Origin of the sequence: Bradyrhizobium sp. 164 (assembly GCF_023073715.1) — a bacterium.
Lineage (GTDB): Bacteria > Pseudomonadota > Alphaproteobacteria > Rhizobiales > Xanthobacteraceae > Bradyrhizobium.
On record NZ_JADPKA010000114.1, the window covers coordinates 23,741 to 41,216 of the forward strand.

General features: G+C 61.8%; 14 protein-coding genes and 3 pseudogenes. 9 read left to right on the top strand and 8 right to left on the bottom strand.

Features of this window, described 5'->3' with window-relative positions; all coding sequences use genetic code 11:
- Positions 1-510: 510 nt before the first annotated feature.
- A complete protein-coding gene (locus tag IVB01_RS35120) occupies positions 511-1,671 on the bottom strand; it encodes an IS110 family transposase (RefSeq protein ID WP_247472811.1) in 1,161 nt (386 codons plus the stop codon).
- Between the two features lie 405 nt (positions 1,672-2,076).
- Between IVB01_RS35120 and IVB01_RS35125 the strand changes: the two genes are divergently transcribed.
- On the top strand, positions 2,077-4,305 hold the full coding sequence (locus IVB01_RS35125; protein WP_247495236.1) for a TonB-dependent receptor: 2,229 nt from the start codon (positions 2,077-2,079) through the stop codon (positions 4,303-4,305).
- Between the two features lie 772 nt (positions 4,306-5,077).
- Here the strand turns inward: IVB01_RS35125 and IVB01_RS35130 are convergent.
- A complete protein-coding gene (locus IVB01_RS35130; protein ID WP_247495237.1) occupies positions 5,078-5,683 on the bottom strand; it encodes a hypothetical protein in 606 nt (201 codons plus the stop codon).
- A gap of 272 nt (positions 5,684-5,955) precedes the next feature.
- Here IVB01_RS35130 and IVB01_RS35135 point away from each other — a divergent pair, with 272 nt between their 5' ends.
- From IVB01_RS35135 to IVB01_RS35160, 6 genes are all read left to right on the top strand, one after another.
- Entirely contained in the window at positions 5,956-6,324 is a 369-nt protein-coding gene (locus IVB01_RS35135; protein ID WP_247495238.1) for an exonuclease domain-containing protein, read from the top strand.
- A gap of 307 nt (positions 6,325-6,631) precedes the next feature.
- Complete coding sequence (locus tag IVB01_RS35140) at positions 6,632-6,775, top strand: hypothetical protein (protein ID WP_247495239.1); 144 nt, start codon at positions 6,632-6,634, stop codon at positions 6,773-6,775.
- Between the two features lie 305 nt (positions 6,776-7,080).
- Positions 7,081-7,359 carry a hypothetical protein gene (locus IVB01_RS35145; RefSeq protein ID WP_247495240.1) on the top strand — a complete coding sequence of 93 codons (279 nt, stop codon included), beginning with the start codon at positions 7,081-7,083 and terminating at the stop codon, positions 7,357-7,359.
- Positions 7,356-7,673 carry a hypothetical protein gene (locus IVB01_RS35150; RefSeq protein WP_247495241.1) on the top strand — a complete coding sequence of 106 codons (318 nt, stop codon included), beginning with the start codon at positions 7,356-7,358 and terminating at the stop codon, positions 7,671-7,673. The genes IVB01_RS35145 and IVB01_RS35150 overlap by 4 nt, the downstream gene beginning before the upstream one ends.
- Positions 7,673-8,104 carry a hypothetical protein gene (locus IVB01_RS35155; protein ID WP_247495242.1) on the top strand — a complete coding sequence of 144 codons (432 nt, stop codon included), beginning with the start codon at positions 7,673-7,675 and terminating at the stop codon, positions 8,102-8,104. The genes IVB01_RS35150 and IVB01_RS35155 overlap by 1 nt, the downstream gene beginning before the upstream one ends.
- A 205-nt stretch (positions 8,105-8,309) precedes the next feature.
- A complete protein-coding gene (locus tag IVB01_RS35160; RefSeq protein ID WP_247495243.1) occupies positions 8,310-8,510 on the top strand; it encodes a hypothetical protein in 201 nt (66 codons plus the stop codon).
- Between the two features lie 316 nt (positions 8,511-8,826).
- On the opposite strand, the gene IVB01_RS35165 is transcribed toward IVB01_RS35160, so the two are convergent.
- Genes IVB01_RS35165 through IVB01_RS35170 form a run of 3 tightly spaced genes read right to left on the bottom strand, consistent with a single transcriptional unit; the run spans position 8,827 to position 9,760 of the window.
- The gene (locus tag IVB01_RS35165) at positions 8,827-9,054 is read right to left on the bottom strand and encodes a hypothetical protein (RefSeq protein ID WP_346659354.1); all 228 of its coding nucleotides are present in this window, start codon (positions 9,052-9,054) and stop codon (positions 8,827-8,829) included.
- A 5-nt stretch (positions 9,055-9,059) separates the two neighbouring features.
- On the bottom strand, positions 9,060-9,275 hold the full coding sequence (locus IVB01_RS35840; protein WP_346659356.1) for a hypothetical protein: 216 nt from the start codon (positions 9,273-9,275) through the stop codon (positions 9,060-9,062).
- Positions 9,170-9,760 (bottom strand): hypothetical protein, encoded by a 591-nt coding sequence (locus tag IVB01_RS35170; protein WP_346659355.1) that lies wholly within the window; start codon positions 9,758-9,760, stop codon positions 9,170-9,172. Before IVB01_RS35170 ends, IVB01_RS35840 begins: the two co-directional genes overlap by 106 nt.
- A gap of 785 nt (positions 9,761-10,545) precedes the next feature.
- Between IVB01_RS35170 and IVB01_RS35175 the strand changes: the two are divergent.
- A pseudogene (locus IVB01_RS35175) lies at positions 10,546-11,546 on the top strand (IS256 family transposase); the annotation flags it as partial.
- A gap of 311 nt (positions 11,547-11,857) precedes the next feature.
- Here IVB01_RS35175 and IVB01_RS35180 read toward each other — a convergent pair.
- On the bottom strand, positions 11,858-13,075 hold the full coding sequence (locus IVB01_RS35180; RefSeq protein ID WP_247495247.1) for an IS110 family transposase: 1,218 nt from the start codon (positions 13,073-13,075) through the stop codon (positions 11,858-11,860).
- Positions 13,076-13,338: 263 nt separating this feature from the next.
- On the opposite strand from IVB01_RS35180, the pseudogene IVB01_RS35185 reads away from it, so the two are divergent.
- A pseudogene (locus IVB01_RS35185) lies at positions 13,339-13,543 on the top strand (transposase); the annotation flags it as partial.
- Between the two features lie 798 nt (positions 13,544-14,341).
- Here IVB01_RS35185 and istB read toward each other — a convergent pair.
- Both istB and IVB01_RS35200 read right to left on the bottom strand, forming a co-directional pair.
- Positions 14,342-15,202, bottom strand: coding sequence for an IS21-like element helper ATPase IstB (gene istB, locus IVB01_RS35195; RefSeq protein WP_247495245.1), 861 nt, complete (start codon positions 15,200-15,202; stop codon positions 14,342-14,344).
- Positions 15,202-15,657: pseudogene (locus IVB01_RS35200) on the bottom strand (IS21 family transposase); the annotation flags it as partial. The pseudogene IVB01_RS35200 and the gene istB, both read right to left, overlap by 1 nt.
- Positions 15,658-17,476: the final 1,819 nt, after the last annotated feature.

Genomic DNA, 17,476 nt, shown 5'->3' on the forward strand with positions numbered 1-17,476 from the left:
TACGTTCCCCAAGCGCGGTTTCCTTGTATGGGACTTTTTGTCAAGGTGTTCGCCAGCGGCAAATCTTTTGTCCTTCGTCAGTTTCTTTGTTCGATCTCAAAGCCCGTTTCTTCGTCCCGACCCGCGGTTCGCTGGCGCCGTCGCGCGCAGGAGCCGTCAAGGTTGGCCGCCGCGCCAGCCTTGCGGCATGCTCCGCGGTTGCCAGGCCACACCTTGACGGCTTCGAGCACGACGGCATGCTTGGTGCGATCGGGGTAACGATCAGAGGGGAGCCCGCTTGCGGGCGCGATCAATCGCGCCACAACCTTGTATCCGGTGGGTCCAAGGACCCGAACCATGATGCAGTCATGCGCATCGGCAGCGAAGCTCCGAAGCGGCGGACCCATTCTCCCTTTCGGCATTGAAAGCCAAGGAAACACGTCGGGACTCCGCCACCTCGAACCGTCATCGGCGACCTTGTCACAGCGGGACCGGGGCCGAAACTATTGGGTGTCCTTCAATGACCTCCGTTCATGATGCCGGCCGCAGAATGATGCCGTCCGGGACCACGCCCTCCCGCACGAGATGCCACAGGGCGATCAGTAGCTTGCGCGCCAAGGCCACGATCATGGTCTTGCGAGTGCCACGGGCGCTCTCGGTGCGGGCTCGAAACCACTGCGCCAAGGTGCTATCCTTCTGGAACATGAGAAATCGCCACGCCAATTGGATCATGCCTCGTCGGACCCGAGCGTTGCCGGAACGGGTCAGCCCTTTCTCGCGGCGTTTTCTGCCGCTCTCGTCGGGCGAGCCCGTGAGGCCGGCATAACGCGCTACGGCCCGTCGGTCGCGCATGCTTCGCGATAGTACTTCCTGCACCAGCATGTCGGCGGTCTCGACACCAACCCCGATCACCCGCGCCAACAGGCGCACCATCGCGTGTGGTCCATCACTGGGCGCTTGCTTGAGACGCTCCAGGCGAGCGTGCTCGATCTGCCTTATCTGATCACTGACGAGCCGCCGGCGCGCCATGTCGCGACGCAGCTCAGCCCGCGTGTTGGGCGGGATCGGTTCGCCCTCGGGGGTGCGCAAGCCATCAAGGCGTTCGGCGGCCTTCTTCAGCTTGGGATTGAAGCCGCGGATGCCGAGCCGGATCAACGTTGCTTTCATTCGGTTGACGATCCGACTTTGCTCGCCGACGAGGCTCTCGTGCTCGCGGTTGGGCCGCTTGGCATCTTCGTCCTGGGTTGTCGGAATCGCCACCATCTTGCAGTGATCACGCTCGCCGCGCAGCCAACCGAGAAAAGAGCGTTTGAGCAGCTCGGTGTCGAGCCGATCGGTCTTGGCGCGCCGGTGCTCGCGCGATACCGCCACACTCGATGCGTGAATGACGTGGGCCTCAATGTCGCGCGCCCTGAGCCAGCGCGCCAGCCAGAAGCCGTCACGGCCGGCCTCGAAGGCGACAGCAATGCGTTTGATCCGATGTCCTGCCTGCGCCGCTTCCTCTCGCCATCGATGCAGCAACTTCAGCAAAGCGTTCTCGTCGACCGCGAGCTTCTTTAACGGCTGGCGTTCGACGCCAGGCACTATGCCGGCGACGAGCCAACTCAACAGGCTCAGTTCGATAACGGCGATCAGTGTGCCGTCCGGATCGAGGGGGTTCGAGGATCGGCTCAGGTCGTTCAACTTCTGCATGGGGCGCTCCATCGGTTCACATCAGCAACGATGGATGCAATATCCTCGCCGCCCGCCCCATAGCATCTCCCTTGGAGGCTTTCGGACGCCGGCCGCCGAACTTGCCGCGCCGTCTCTCAAGCGGCCGGGATCCGAAACCCTTCACAAAGGCGACCCTCAGGAGTTCGCGCGAGCCTGGTCCGTTCATCGCCTAACAGCAGACGGCACGGTGCTGGCAGCAACGGTCAGCCGCGGGCCAAGAACGGACATTTGTCGGCGCGTGTCCGACACCTGCGACACAGGAGCTCCGTTGCATTCGAAGATTCCGTAAGCTGCGCAAGTATGATATTATTATTGAAACGTCATACTCGCGCTGCTAGGTAAGAAAGCGTATGGATTTAGCGCAGCCGCTTGCGACTGCAGCAGATGTGCGGGGGCACGGCAGTGCGTACGGTCCTGTTGCGGTTATTTTCCGCCACAGCTTCGTCTGCCGTCCTGATGCTGCCCGCAGAGGCGCAGGAACGCACGGCGGCTTCGCCTGACCAGCTCCCTCCGGTCACAGTCTCTTCGCCCGGTGCGGGGTTGCCCAAGCGCGTGGCCCGATCGAAGCCGGCGCAAAATCGCGGCGCACGAAGCAGAGCCGTTCTCCGCCCCGAGCAACCGCAGTCTGCTTCGCAAGGCTCCGGCGGCGTTACGCCTGCAGCTTCATCCGACGGCACGGGCACCCTGCAGCCCTCTGCAGCCAGCGCTATCCGCTTCACTGGTGCCGAGGTCAATGCAGTGCCCTTCACGCGGCCCGGCGAAGCTCTGGAAATCGTGCCCGGCCTGATCGTCACCCAGCACTCCGGCGAGGGCAAAGCCAACCAGTATTTCCTGCGCGGCTTCAATCTCGATCACGGCACTGATCTTGCCCTCACCGTGGACGGTATGCCCGTCAACATGCCGACTCACGGCCACGGGCAGGGCTATGCTGACGTCAATTTCCTCATCCCCGAATTGATCCGGTCGGTGAATGTCCGCAAAGGGCCGTACTACGCCGACGTCGGCGACTTCGGCTCCGCCGGTACGGTCGGGATCGACTACATCAGCAAGCTGCCAAAGAACATCGCAGAAATGACTTTCGGCAGTTTCGGATATCGCCGCGGCGTTGCAGCCGCATCGACCGCCGTCGGCGACGGCACGCTCCTCGCGGCGATCGAAGGCACCAAATACGACGGCCCGTGGGATGTGCCGGACGATGTCCGGAAAATAAACAGCGTGATGCGCTATAGCCAAGGCACTGAGACCGATGGCTTCATGCTCACCGGCATGGCCTATTCCAATGCCTGGAATTCGACCGATCAGGTCGCTCAGCGTGCGATCGATCAGGGTATTATCGGCCGCCTTGGTTCGCTCGATCCTACCGACGGCGGCGTCTCCAGCCGCTTCAGCCTGTCCGGCAATTTTGCGCATTCCAGCGAGTACGGCCAGACCAAGGTCAGCGCCTACGTCATTCGCTCCGACCTGCAGCTCTACAACAATTTCACCTATTTTCTCGACAAACCCATCAACGGCGATCAGTTCAATCAACTTGATCGCCGTACCATCGCCGGCTTTGACGCGCGGCACACCTTTGATTGGCGATTTTCGGGGCTGGAGACGCAAACCCGCATCGGCCTGCAGAGCCGATACGACGACATTCAGGTTGGACTTTTCAAGACCGAGCAACGCAACTGGCTTTCGACGGTGCGCGAGGACCGTGTGCAGGAAGGTGATGTCGGGATCTGGACCGACACTACCACCCGCTGGACCGACTGGCTGCGGACCACCTTCGGTATCCGCGAAGATTTCTTCAGCGGACATGTGCTGAGCGACACGCCAGAGAATTCCGGCAATGCGCAGGCTTCGATGGCGAGTCCGAAGGGAGGCATCGTGCTTGGGCCCTGGTTCAAGACCGAATTCTACGGCAATACGGGCTATGGTCTGCACAGTAACGACATGCGCGGCGTCACCATCACCGTCGATCCCAATGACAAGGTGACCCTGCTCGATCGCGTGCCGCTGCTGGTGCGTTCGCGTGGTGCGGAAGTCGGTGTCCGCACGAAGGCGATTGAGGGTCTCACTAGCTCGGTTGCGGTTTTTGTGCTCGATTTCGACTCCGAACTCCTGTTTGTCGGTGATGCCGGCACAACTGAGCCGAGCCGACCGAGCCAGCGCGTCGGCGTCCAATGGGTCAACCAGTACAAACCGGTGCCCTGGTTGTCGTTCGATCTCAACGTCGCCTACACGAAGGCGCGTTTCACCGATTTCGACGTCGCTGGCGACCGCATACCGGGCGCACCGGCATGGGTGGGAAGCGCCTCCATTGTCCTCGGCTGCGAAACCGGCTGGTTCGGCGCCCTGAAGACACGCTATTTCGGCCCGCGGCCTCTCATCGAGGACGACAGCGTTCGCTCGCTCTCCTCGCTCATTTTCAACGCACGCGCTGGCTATCGCTTCGACAATGGCCTGCGGGTGCAGCTCGACGTGCTCAATCTCTTCGACGCGCAGACCAATCAGATCGAATACTACTACCTGTCACGCCTGCCGGGCGAGCCGATCGAGGGAGTCGCCGACCGCCACGTGCACCCCGCCGAGCCGCTCGCGGTGCGGTTGACGATCGCGGGACGATTCTGACAAAAAACACACCGAAGTCCACTAGGTGTACCAATCGTGATTTCACCGACGAGTGCGTGCACGTCCGCTGCAGGTCAATCGTGTCGGTTTGCCCGTGAGGCTTTGACTTCCGGTCTAGCGGATAAGCGGACGTACCGAGCGGCCGCTGCTGGCGTCTCGCACGACGCCGCCTGCATCGAGCTTCTCCGGAGCCGGCGAGGCCTGACGCGCACGCCCCTGTCCTTCTTGATGGTGGCGCAGCGCGCCCCCGTTCTAGCGATCGTGGCCGCCTTCCCGCAAGGCGCGAAGAAAGCCGCCGACGGACGCCTCCCGAGAAGCTCGCGTTACCCAGCCGGTGGTTCTGGCCTCACCAGCGAGGATTTGAGATCGTAGACGGGTGCGGCGTCGCTTTCGCCCTGAACGCGGGCCTAGCGGCCTGAAACACGGTGGGAAGGCGCTGCGCCTTGCACCGGTAACGAGTTGCTGTGTAGGCCACCGTTCCGGCAAGGTGTCCTCGCAGACCCGCGTAGACGAGTCAGTTCCGACCATGCCAGCGCGGCGGTGATCCATCTCTGCCGTTCTAGCCCATCGGCTTCGGCGGCAAGCTTCATCGCCGCGACGGCCTCGCGCTTGGGGTCGTACTGGAGATCCATGGATGCAATATAGTTGCAGATCGTAAACGATCACGCACCAGTGTGACCGTAGCAATCCGGGGTCGGCAACCATACGCGGCTGCTGTCTAGCCGTCCGGACATGCCCCGCCCATCCGCCCACTCCTTCGGCGCGCAGCCGGCTAAGGAGAGCGAGCCGCTTCCCGCTTTTCGGTCGTCGATGTGAGGTGACCGCGGAGACCGGCTGAAGCGTAGATGCGGATTGCGCAGGATACCTCGGTTTTCCATTCGAAGTGTCGGATGACGGTCTTGCGGTTGAACGATCCGGCCGTGCTGATCAGTTGAAGGGAGCCAACCATTTGCTCGACCCGGCCGGCCCTTCCCAAAGGCAGGAGCAAGCGCTCACAATCGATCGTATGGCCGCCGCTGTTGTAGGTCGAAAACACGCTGTAGGTGGCGCAGCCGCTGGTCACGCATTGCTCGGCGGCGGCTAAACCGAACTCCTTCAAGGCTGGTGGAAGAACCTCTTCCATCGATTTCCCGGCCCAGCTCGAATTGAAGACCTCTCCAACGCTGGCACCTTGGTAAAGCGCGCGAAATGTGTGCCCGTCTCCCCGCCGCTCAACGCTCCAGATGATGAGCTGTTTTGGGTCATGCAGCCGCGCTTCCGGCCTGAACTGATCGAGCGAAGGAAAGGGCAGATCGCCGGCCGTGCGTGCCCAGTACCGGCACATGGCCTGCTGACTGATGGACTTCACATCGGCGAATGAACCGTCCGTGTATTGCATGGCTCCCAAACCTACATGCCACAGCGTTAACGAGCCGTAGTTCGGCTTGCCTTGGCGCGACGATATGCCCCTGTAGCTCGCAGGCCGGTGGAACAGCGGCGCCCACAGGGAACGCTCGCGCTCGGCAGCCCTTTCGCGAGTGCCCCCGCAACAGGATCCGACTGCACCGACGCTCCCGAAAAGCCCGTGAATTGCTTGTGTTCCGGATATCGCGTGACCGGCGCCCCCGGTATTGTGGGCTGACGCGGCACCTGCCCTCACCACGAGAAGAGATGTTTCAAAACGCATCGGACCTGGCCGCGATGGCCCAAGCCTTGAGCCGGTCGACGGACTACCGGGTGCTGCGCCGCCTGGTGCCGCGGCCGACGTCGATGCCGGCCTCAGGACAGGAAACGAGGATCGGGATCCTGCTCGACACCGAAACCACCGGCCTCGACCACCGAAAAGACGAACTCATCGAGCTGGGCATGGTCAAGTTCGACTACACGCCGAACGGGCGCATCATTGGTGTCAGGGACACGTTCTCCGCCTTCAACGAGCCGTCCGAGCCCATCCCGACCTGTGCGCAGGGGCTTTGCCTCCAACCATTGGACGCCCGAGGTGCACGTAACAGCCGTCTGGCCGCGCCTGCATGCAGTTGATTGAAAGCGCCGCGCGCACTGCTTTCCAGTCGCTTTGCGACCACTTTGACCCGCTCTGGCCGCAGCTATTCGGCTGGGAAGATCGAAAGGAGGTGAATCAATCCTAGCCGTCCTTTAGGCGCAACAGCCGGGCGAGGGCGGAACCATACCGCTCGGCTGAAGCGCATAGACCCACCCAAACCTCACAATCGAGAGACGATATGAGCAACGCGGTAGCAATCGCGAGGCAATGGGAATCTGCGTCCTGTTCGCCCGCAAACACAAACCAGCGCCTCCCCTCTTTGGCAAAAATCGGGGAGGCCTGACTGTGGCAGACGAGAACACGTTCGAACCATTCGCGATCGTTGACCAGTTTTGCGAGACGCTGGTGCGCATCGACAACCTGGGCCTTGCCGCCGGCTGGTCTTCGCCGTGCGAGATCCTTCGGGCGGTGAACGCATGCGAGCCGTGACAGCTAAGCTGATCATGAGCGCTGAGGCCATCTTTGAGATCGGCCGCATGATGCAGGAGCAGGCCCCTACCACTGAGATGCTTGCCGCCTATCATCCGCGGCTCGACAGCCTCCCGAACTGAGGGAAGGGAGCGCGCCTGTTCATTGAGCGCGCTCCTAAACACTCCGATGATATTGCGACTGCGACTCAGTGTTGATCGCGTCGAATGCGGAATCCTGATGGAGCCGATTGTCGCTTCGTTGCCGCGATTCAGGATTCGGCTCCGCGTTGCGCATTTCGCGCTTTGACAGCGAAAGAAGACCGAATGACAAAGAACAGGTTAACCGACCTCAACGACCATCTTTTCGCGCAATTAGAGCGGCTCGGAAACGAGGATCTGACAACCGAGCAAATCGAAACGGAAGTTAAGCGTGGGAACGCTGTTGTAGCAGTTGCGGACCAAATATTGCGTCGCGCTACGCTGCAAGTGCAGGCCGCGAAGATCATCTCCGACCATGGCTTAGACCCGAGGTCGCATCTGCCGCAGGTCGAGATAAACCCCCTGAACAAGGCCCTCAAGGCTTTGAATGGAACAAAGCAATGAAGCCGCGACGCAAAACCTCACGCAAGTCGTGGGCTATGGCCCCGGGGATGACACCAGCATTGGCTGGCCGTTTCGAGCGGGGGATGACGCGAGGCGATACCGTCAAGCATCTCACGAGTCCAGACCGCAAGACGTATGTAGTGCCGGCCTCCCGCTACAAGGTGCACTGTGGCATGCATCCGGCATGGGCGAGGCGCATCGCGAAACTCAACAAGAAAAACATCAGCATAAAGAAAAGGGACGGCAGCGATCGTCGTGCCTTGACGCAAGAATATTGTCTCAAGGGGCTTCACCGCATGACGGGGAGAATGTGATGATCGTCAACGCTATCGGTCATCGTCGGTGTCGAACATGCCACTACGCCGCAGCGGCGGGGCATCCTATGCCGGTTGAGAAGGTCGAGGAAATCAAAGGAGCGGTAGCTAACGGCGCGACCTTTAACCAGATATGTCACGGCTACCCGGCCGGCGGTGGGGAAATCGACCGTTCGCTGATACTCACCACAGGACCCAAGTTGCAGCGACAACGCAGGCTCGATCCTGAGTTCGATGAGTTCGTCTCGAAACACTTCGAGGCTAACAGTTTCATCGGGCAACTCCTCCGTCACAACAAAGACGCGCCAGAAGAGATGAAGGCGACGCTGCGTCTGATCGGCAAGATAAGGCACAAAGTCAAAGCATCGGGCGCGCAACTGCCTCGCCTTCACGAGCAACGCCCAAGAGTGCGTTTGCGATCACGTTGCTGAATAACATGGGCTCCCTCCAAAGGAGGGAGCCAGGCGGGCAGCACAGTACGGTGTCTACATACTATGCAGGCCCGCCGGTTCACGCCGGCGGGCGCCTCTCAACGACCTATCCGAAATCTTGGAGGTCCGATCACAGCGACCTGAAGGAACCCACCCGGAACTTTCGCGTTTGGATGGTCGGTTTCATCATCGTGGAGAGAAAGCCATGGGATCGCGCCGCCAGGTTGTGCAATTGTCCTCGCTAGAAACACGGCTTGCCGAAGAGGCGAAGCGCCTCCGCGAGGAAGCTAAGTCGCTTCCACATGGTAGCGCGCGGGAGGACATGATCCGCAAAGCCCGCCAAGCCGAAACCGGATCGCACATAAGCGAATGGCTGAGATCCCCCGGCCTACAGCCACCGGAATAGCCGCCCTCGAACTTCCGAGCCTGCCCTCTTTTGGAGACGCCTATAACTTAGGCTATTTGGAACTTGTGTATACTTTGGCACTTAGTGAGTCCTCTCGGCGAGGGCAGTACCGTGGACCGCGATTTTAAGAACGAAGTCTTTTCCAGCTATCAGCCAAATCCAGCCAAGCCATGTAGTCACTGTGGCCGAAGGCCAGCCCTCGCGGTGAAGATGCTCAACACCCAGACCGGCGGGGTCGTCCGCATGTTCAAGTGCCAGTGCGGCGAGCAGACTTGGACCGAGGACAAAGAGTAAGGTCGCCTCAGTTGGCGGTCTTTCATTGATCCCGCTTTAACTTGCGGCGTTCCCAGTGCGGCTCTTTGCCTTTCGGGTTAAGCTCCGGGGCGTAGTGTCGGTTCAGAGCCCGCATGATGCCGATCCGCGCGAACATCGTCGGGCCGCCACCTTCGGCTACCAGGATCAGGGCCTCCATCGCGGCTCGCCATTCAGGCGCGGCGTGCTCCTTCTTCGGCAGCTTAGAGATGTACTCGCCCGCATCGAGCAATGTCGCTAGCGTGCGCCGTCCACCTCGATCGGATCTTCGAAAGGCCGCCCCCAGCCTTTGGTCATTTCGTCTTGGCCGGTGCCGCCAGATTCGGATTTTTCATTTACGATAGATTTCAGGAAAGGCGTGGGCGACCCGCGGCGCGTCTTCGATTCAGCGAGTGAATTGATCGCCGGGTTTGAGGCATTCGATAGTGCTGTCGTCGCATCAATCGATACCAAGACTCAGACCCTGATGGTTCTTGAAGACGTGCAGTCCGGGCCCGATCTCGCCGCGCTCGAACGGCGCGACGGTGATTCCGTCCGGCCGGCGGGCAACAGCCGCGCCAGGTTGGTCTTGCGCAGGTGCAGCGGGAGCTGCCGGAGATCATCCCCTTCCATAGCGAGAACGTCGAAAGCGTAGAGCTGAACCTCGTGCTCGTGCTTGCGACTGTGCAGCGCGTTAAGTCGGAGACGCCATCGACGCCGAGAATGACCGCTTCCCCGTCAACGACGAAATGCTTCTGTCGGTTCTTCAAAGCGGCTTCGGCAACCCACGGATAGCGCCTGGTCCAGTCGGTGCCGTTGCGAGAGAACAGCCGCACGCGCTCGTTCTCCCGGATGACCAGCATCCGGTAGCCATCGTGTTTGACTTCGTGAATCCAGTCCGGTCCCGAGGGGACCCGCTTTTCGGCTGTCGCCAGCCAAAGCTCGTACGCCATACGCATGTGCGATAGGAGCGTCAAAGCGTTTTGCGAGTCGGGAACAAACGGCAATGCACCCAGTTCTCACTGTGCTCCGGCTTCAAGCCCCCTGCAGACCGGAGTATTTGATCCCCGGCTCCTGCGCCTCCCCGACGCAGGGGCCGTTTTTATCGGAACGATCCGAAAAATGCATTGTTGGCGATCAACAGGGTGCTCCAGGCTGATGGGAGATAACTTCCCGTGGTCTCTCCAGATCATGTCCTACGTGATTGCCCGAACTGTCATGCTTGGCCGATGCCCGCCAACTTCATCCGCTCGAGCTGGGCAGGCCAGTTGCCCCAAATTGAGTTTCGGTGCGCAAAGTGTGGTCATGAAGAGACCGCGGAGGTCGAAAGCACAGGGGAGATGAAAGCCATTAAGAAGCGGCGGCGGAGATGGTTCGTCGCTCCGATCACCTGAGGTTTCGGTCATCCAAACGGTAGAATGAATTGTACAAAAATACGCCGCCGGGCACGCAATACCTTCGTCCCGGCGGCTTGATCCGTCCAGCCCCGGGACGGGATTAACAAAAATCCCGGATACTGCTCTGTCTGCACAGCGCGCGTAAAGGTTCGCTGATTGTTTGATTGCCCACGAACTAAGGCTCGCCGGTGGTCGTGTCCCCAGTGATGGTGTAGCTCGGTAGAGCAAAGCCGTCCGCACGCGCGCCCTCAAATAGCGCCGTAGCGGGCGGACGGCTTTGCGGTGGTCACCGGCGATCCGCCGGTAGGGTCGGGTTGCTGACACCAACCTGATTCGAGGAACCACCGATGACCGACGAGATGATGAACCTGCGAACGCTCGTGGAGAAAACCCCCGATGCGGATTTGCTGCGCGAGATGATCGGCTTTGCCGCCCAGCGTCTGATGGAGCTGGAAGTGGAAAGCCAGACCGGGGCCGCCTATGGCGAGAAGAGCTCCGAGCGTCTGGCGCAGCGCAACGGCTACCGCGACCGGATTTGGAAAACTCGCGCCGGCGCGGTCGAACTGCGCATCCCCAAGCTGCGCAAGGGCTCCTACTTCCCCGGCTTCCTGGAGCCCCGCCGCATGGCCGAGAAGGCGCTCACCGCCGTGGTGCAGGAAGCCTACGTGCAGGGCGTCTCGACCCGCTCGGTCGACGATCTCGTGCAGGCCATGGGCATGAGCGGGATCTCCAAGAGCCAGGTGAGCCGGCTGTGTGCCGAGATCGATGACAAGGTGAAGGCCTTCCTCGCCCGTCTGATCGAGGGCGACTGGCCGTATTTGTGGATCGACGCCACCTACGTGAAGGTGCGCCAGCAGGGCCGCATCGTCTCGGTCGCGGTGATTGTCGCGGTCGGCGTCAACAGTGATGGCCGGCGCGAAGTGCTCGGCATGGATATTGATCCGTCTGAGCCGAGACGTTCTGGACGGCGTTCCTGCGCAAGCTCGCGCGCCGCGGCCTGCGCGGCGTCAAGCTGGTCGTGTCTGATGCCCATGAGGGCATCAAGGCCACTGTCGCCAAGGTGCTCAACGCCTCCTGGCAGCGCTGCCGCGTGCACTTCATGCGCAACGCGCTCGCGCATGCCGGCAAAAGCGGGCGGCGTGTCGTCTCCGCCTTCATCGCCACCGCCTTTGCCCAGGACGATGCCGAGGCCGCAAAGACCCAATGGCGAAAGGTCGCCGACCAGCTCCGCCCCAAGCTCCCCAAGCTCGCCGGCTTCCTCGACGAAGCGGAGACCGATGTACTCGCCTACATGACCTTCCCGCCCCAGCACCGGACCAAGCTGCACTCGACGGATGAGATGGACAAGCGATTTTTTATGACCGCGCCGCGATGACGATTGCGGGAATCGCGTCCATTCTTTGGTTCGGCCGCGCCGCGGGCCATTCTTCCGTCCCGGCCACCGATCTCGCAGCCGCCGCGCGCAGGGTCGGTCAAGGCTGGCCGCATTTGCGGCCACCGCACGGCTTGGCCTTGACCGGCCCGAGCACGGCGGCATGCTGGCGTGGAACGGGACTGCATTCCTGGCTGGCACTTGCCGTCAGCGGCGGTTATGGTTGTCGGGCGCGGGCGACCTCGTGGCGAAGCGTGACGCGTCGGCTGCAAGCGTTACCGGACTGCCTATTTTGTCCTGCCGAGCTGAGGCGCCCGCGCGCCGGGGTTTGGCCGCCGCGGTTTCCATTGCGACACCAATCGTTCGTAGCTTCGCTCCGCCTGGGCGGCAATCAACATCTCACGGTCGCGCAGCGCCTTGATGTTGTAGGCATAGGCTGGTCCGCGCCGGCTGCCCTTCTGTTGCGGATGTCCAGCTTGAAGTTGCATCGCGCGGGTCTTGTTGGCGACCAGCGCCGGGCGCGCCCACAGGTAATCCTCGCCCTTCGTCAGCAAATGCCAGCAGAGCACCGTGAGCTTGCGAGCCACGGCCACCGCGGCGACCTGATGGCCACGCCGGGCGCGGATCCGCACGAAAAAAGCATGCAGTGGACCGGGCGCCTTGGCCGCGGCCCAGGCCGCCTCGACCAGCATGGCGCGCGCGTGACTGCGGCCGATCTTGCTGATGCGACCGTGATGGGCGGCTCCCAGTCCCGACTGCCGCACCCGCGGGTTCAGCCCGAAATAGCTCACCAGCTTCTGCGGGCTGTTGAACCGGCTGATGTCGCCGATCGCCGCCACGATGCCGGCGGCAACCGCCAGGTTCACGCCGGTGATGGTCATCAATCTGTTGGCCGCGGGATCATCGATTGCGACCTGCGCGATCTCGCGGTCGAGCAGAGCCAGGTCTTCCGCCAGCCGGTCAAGCTCACGGACGTGCCGATCGATGGCCGCGCGCTCATCGCCCGGCAGCTGTTGGGCGGCCAACCACGCCCGGCCGCGGGCGTTGAAAAGATCGGCATGCGGGCACTTCGGGATTAGGTGCGCGTGCAGGATCGAATGCACCTCGTTCTTGAGCCGCGTGCGATGCCGCACGACCTGGTAGCGCCGCGCCACCAGCCGACGCTTGCGTTCGGTCTCCGCGTCAGGCGTCCAGATCTGCGGCAGGTACCCGGCCGCCTGCAGACTGGCGAGCGTGCCGGCATCGATCTTGTCGGTCTTAACGTGAGCCTGGGCGATCGCCTTCACCTGCAGCGGATTGGCGATAATCACCCGTGCCACGAACGGCGCCAGAACCCGCGACACCGCCATGCTGTTGGCAGTCGCTTCGACCACCACCTCATCACTGGCCAGCAGGGTCTTGCCAAATCCCTCCAGCGCAGTCCGCGTCATGTCGATGCGGCCCGCATGTCGGAGCCTGCCGTCCTCCCAAAACACCACCTCGCCGAAAGTTCGGTGGACGTCGATGCCAATCACCCGTCGCATTCGCACCTCCTGCCTGACATATGACGGGAGCTGCGCGCGACACGACAACTACGGATTCGCGCTCACAGCGCAACCGGGCGAGTCGCAGAGGCGGCCAGCTACTAACTCGAGCTCTCGGCTCATCGAATAACATCGGCCTGCCCGCACTTCGTGCTCCCGGTGCCTCTGTCCCGATGGTCGCACCATATGCCACGATCTAGAACACCGCAGCGGGAACGTTGACACCGAGACATCTCATACCGGTTACCAACCCGATCGAGCGCCTCAACGGCGAGATCAAGCGGCGCACCGAGGTGGTCGGAGGAGGACGCCATCGTTCGCCTCGTTGGTGCGATCCTGCTCGAGCAGAACGATGAATGGGCCGTCCAGCGCGCCCGCTACATGACGCTGGAAACCATCGCGCCGTTGAGCGATGATCCCGCCGTCAGCTTCCCGGCAATCGCCAGCTGACCTGTCCGGCCCATGCCGGCGAACGTGGTGAACTCCGCTTAGCTACACCACGCCGGGGGACACGATCTCGCCGGTTCACGTCGGTCACACCGAATAGATTGCGAACGCGAGTGTATCGGTGATCGGACACCGTATTGCCACGGGACCACGAGGTCGAATCCGTTATAATAAATGACTCACGCCTTGGAACGTGTAGGCGCATACTCTCGGCGTCACAGCACGGTATGTGGCTTATATCTGTGATGAGAACGCCAGTTGCGCTCCCGCCTTCCTCAGAGAAAAAGGGCGAGCCATGCAGGAGCGGCGTCATTTCAAACAAGTCGACCCCCTCGACGAGCGCATTTCTGGCGTGGCTGAGCGTCTGAGGACAGAAGCCCGTGGCACCCTGCCCGGGGTAGAGCGCGACCGACTTCTTCGCAGGGCGCGGCTTGCGGAAACCGCCTCCCACGTTGGCGAGTGGCTCTCCTCACCCGGCCTAAAAGCTCCGACCTAAAGGTAAAGCCGCCTCGGTTGGCGGCCTCTTCGTTTGCGCCGGTTCACGCTGGCGGGCGGCCCTTCAGCTTTGGAGTAGCTGTCGCACGAGCGGCCCCCTTCAGCGCTGCCTCGATCGTGTTGAACCGCGTACCCAAAGGAAGTCTTCCCCTCGGCCGTTTGCGCGCCAATGATTTGGTCGGTCTGGTTACAAGCCACAAATCGCTGCCGCAGCTGGCGCATTCGTAGATCTTCAGCTCATACCCTGTCAAACGCCATCCGGAACTGCCCCCTTTGCGTCATGAAGAACTGCCCCCACCATCGGGATTATGATCTCGGTTGAAGGTTGTTTCCGCCGGTGACGGGCCGGAGGGAGGCGGAGCCGACCGGAGGGCCGTCACCGGCGGTCGGCGTCTTAATGAGGCCGCTCTTGCGCTTGGCGCGGAGCCGGTAGCTGTCGCCGCGGATCGTCAGCACGTGGCTGTGGTGCAAGAGCCGGTCGAGGATCGCGGTGGCGACCACGGGATCGGCGAACACGGCGCCCCATTCGGCAACACTGCGGTTCGAGGTGATCAGCATGGCGCCAGTTTCATAGCGCCGGCTGACCAGTTGGAAGAACAGATGTGCCGCGTCAGGCTCCAGCGGCAGGTAGCCGAGCTCGTCGACGATCAGCAGCTTTGGCTTCGACAACGCGAGCAGCTTCTCGTCCAGACGCCGTTCGCCATGCGCCTTGGCAAGGCCCGCGACCAGCGTCGTCGCCGTGGTGAACTGCACCGTGTACCCGGCCAGGATCGCCTCTCGCCCCAGCGCGATCGACAAGTGCGTCTTGCCGACGCCGGGCGGCCCGAGCAGCAGCACGTTCTCTCCGTTGGCGATCCAACGTGATGCGGCCAGGTCGCGGATTTGCTTTGGGTCGATCGACGGCTGCGCCTCGAAGTCGAAGCCCGCAAGCTCCTTCACGGCCGGGAAGTGTGCGAGCTTCAGCGCCATCTCGATGCGGCGATGGTCCTTGCGCGCGATCTCGCGCTCGCACAGCAGGATCAGCGTCTCACGCGCCGACAGGTTCGCGCGCGCCGCCTCGTCGCACAGGCTGTCGAGCTGATCGCGGATCCCGGAGAGCTGCAATCGCGCCAACATAGCATCTAGCGGATCGGTCGTTGCTTCCGTTACCTTTTTTGCCCGCGTCATCAGAAGCTTCCTCCGACCACGGCTTCGTATTCGGCAAGAGGAAGTAACAACGACGGCGGTGAGGACGGCGCCAGCACCGCGGCCGCCGCGATCTCCGCCCGGCGGACCGCGCCATTGCGACCAGCAACACCATCAAGATGGGCGGAGTCGATGATCCGCAACCGGCGCCCCTTCGATTGCTCGTGAACCGCGACCTGGTGCAATCCATGGCGGATCCGCACCTGGCCGGCCGCGATCGTTACCGCCACGCGCTCGCCAATCAGGCGCCACGGCACCGAGTAGCTGTTCGTGTCGATCTCGACGGCGCAATCATTGCCGACGACGCGGGTCAGTTGACGCAAGGATCCGAACGACGGCTGCCCGCCGAGCGGCTTCAACCGATGTATCTCGTCACGCGCGGAGCGGATGATCGGCGCCTCGCCGGTCGTGCCGTGGATACGAACGTTCGCAACCTCACGCTCCCATCTGTCGAGATGCGCCTCGAATGCACCGCGGAGCGCATTAGTGGCGTGATCGTCGACCTACAGCAGAAACGGGATGCGATGCATCCCACCGTTCTGCCCTCGTCAGAGCTAGGCCGCTGACAGCCATTGTGCTGCGTTCCTGTGTGCATTTCGGTATCGCTGCGCGCTGTTTAAGCCTAGGGTATCACCCATCACCGCCCGATCAGTGGCATCTATCGGTGCTGAGAGCATTGCGCTCCCGCCTCCACCCGAAAGAGGGCGGTCAGATGTCCGATCCCGGCAAATTCGATATTCGTCAGTGGCTCGTACCACCATTATTGGTGCCGATTTTCCTGTTACTGCTGATCGCTGTCGCCGCCGTTCTATAGCGGCAGGTCCCTTCAATCGCGGCCGGGCAGCTCAACACAAGGCAGGCCCCAGACAGGAGTCGGAAATGGCAAACGCAGCAATTATCAGGAATGCCTATGGGGTTCCGGCAATTTTTGTTGGTTCGAAAACAGGACGGGACGATGCGCCCTTTGTTTTCGTCAGGGTCGGAGACGAGGAGCGCCGGATGCGTTGGTCCGAGTGGGATGCTCTTGGCATGGACCGGCGAGCGTCCCTCTTGGGCAGGTAAGTAGGAATGAGAGGTTCAGCATGACGAAGGGCCTAACAGGTTCATGGACGGCGGCGCTTTTCCTGGCCTCGGCACTTGGCATCCCTACGCCAGCCGCTTTCGCCGCGGAGCCGAACTGCCGTGCGGTCGAAAGCACCAGCGCGCGCCTCTCCTGCTACGACGCGGCCTTTCCTCCAAAAAGAGGAAGCCAGCCGAGACCGTTATCGACTCATCGCCAGGCGACAAGGATCCATTCCTTGCGGAAGAAGCTCGAACCGCCGCAAAGCTAAAGAACATTTGCCGCGGTTGCTGAGTTCATCGATGGCGCGAGCGTGTTCCGAACATTTGCGCTCCAATTCAGAGGGCCAGTCAAATGACGAAAGAGGGTGCCAAAGGTCGCCGAGTGGCCAGTCAACGAAAGCGTGCTCTTCATCTGGCCGGCGCCGTTATAGATGACAGAGCAGACAACTCAGCGAGTTCCAAGGACCAATCGATAAGAAAGCAGCGCCCTGCTTGAAGACGTGCGGAATTTCGGCGGTCCGCGTTGATCGTTCGAACAAGACCTTGAGCGAATGATTGATCCAGCCAGTCGCGAGCGCCGGGGCAGTTGCAAATAGTTTGCGACGAAATAAAACGCTCGCTATCCAGCCACCAAAGGCGCACGGTCCCACCGCCACCGCGCGGCCCGTAGCATCTATCGGTGGTGTGGACGCAAAATTGCGCTCTCGCTCAATGCCACAGCGGAGCACAAACATGCCGGCCCCACGTATCCTGGAACAATCACCGACATTCGAGTACCGTCTCGCACAAGAGGCGATTAGTTTGCGCCAGCAGGCCAGAGGGATGCCCCCTGGCATCCGCCGTACGGAACTCTTGCAAAAGGCCCGGCAGATCGATGCTGCCGGAGAGGTCAACACGTGGCTGACCTCGCCGGGACTACAACCCCCAATCTAAGTTTCTTCGCCAAGGTGATGAACCTCGGTACGACGCGTGGAGACCAATTTTCATCGGGATTTACTCTCACCCTCCCGGGGCTGGTAAGCCGCCGCCTGCGCTTTATTTAAGTGGGCGGCGTTTTTGTTGCTGTCCCGAGTTTGATCGTAACCGTCCGGTGAGGCTTTCAATTACCCACATTTAGCCGAGAGGGCTTAGGGAGCGCACCAACTATTGCATCGCAGGAATCGACCGTGATTCCTTGTCTGGCACCGATTCGCA